Origin of the sequence: Vibrio sp. 10N.222.49.C9, from assembly GCF_041474985.1 — a bacterium.
GTDB classification, from domain to species: domain Bacteria; phylum Pseudomonadota; class Gammaproteobacteria; order Enterobacterales; family Vibrionaceae; genus Vibrio; species Vibrio crassostreae_C.
The window spans coordinates 1-514 of sequence record NZ_JBFRVD010001157.1 but is presented as its reverse complement, the minus strand read 5'-3'; the positions used below and the strand labels follow the sequence as shown (position 1 = coordinate 514).

The window sequence follows — 514 nt, the reverse complement described above, 5'->3', positions numbered from 1 at the left end:
GAAGTCGATGATAGTGTCGGTTTCATTGAATACTCTCAGGTCTGATGGTGTCCATTCAAATGTATCGGCACCTAGGCCACCGGTCATAATGTCTTCACCCATTCCGCCTATTAGCGTGTCATCACCCGAACCACCGATTAGTAAGTCATCGCCAGAACCGCCGGTTAAGATGTCATTGCCACCTTGTCCGAATAGAATGTCATTGCCTGAACCTCCGTCAAGAGCGTCATCTTTGTGAGAATCCAGAGATTGGTCAAACTCCTCAATATTTGCAGAGATATAGTCGAACATATCTTTTGCTTCAACGTCAGTTTGGAAAGCGCCAGTTTGCTCTGCTACATATTGCTGAATGGCCGAAACACCTTGGCTTTCTATGCCAGCAAAAGACACTGTATCACCAAACAAGATATCAACTCCGTCCCCAGAACTGATAGCATCTGAACCAGGATCTAGAGATGTTGCCTTTCCTAGGATGGCATCTTTAAGATCATCTACATCAACGTTGGCATCTACC

Annotated in this window: 1 protein-coding gene; it reads right to left on the bottom strand. The window is 45.5% G+C overall.

What is annotated here, in order from left to right; translation table 11 throughout:
* A partial coding sequence (locus AB4585_RS27345; protein WP_372171888.1) for a calcium-binding protein occupies positions 1-514 on the bottom strand: 514 nt, incomplete at both ends.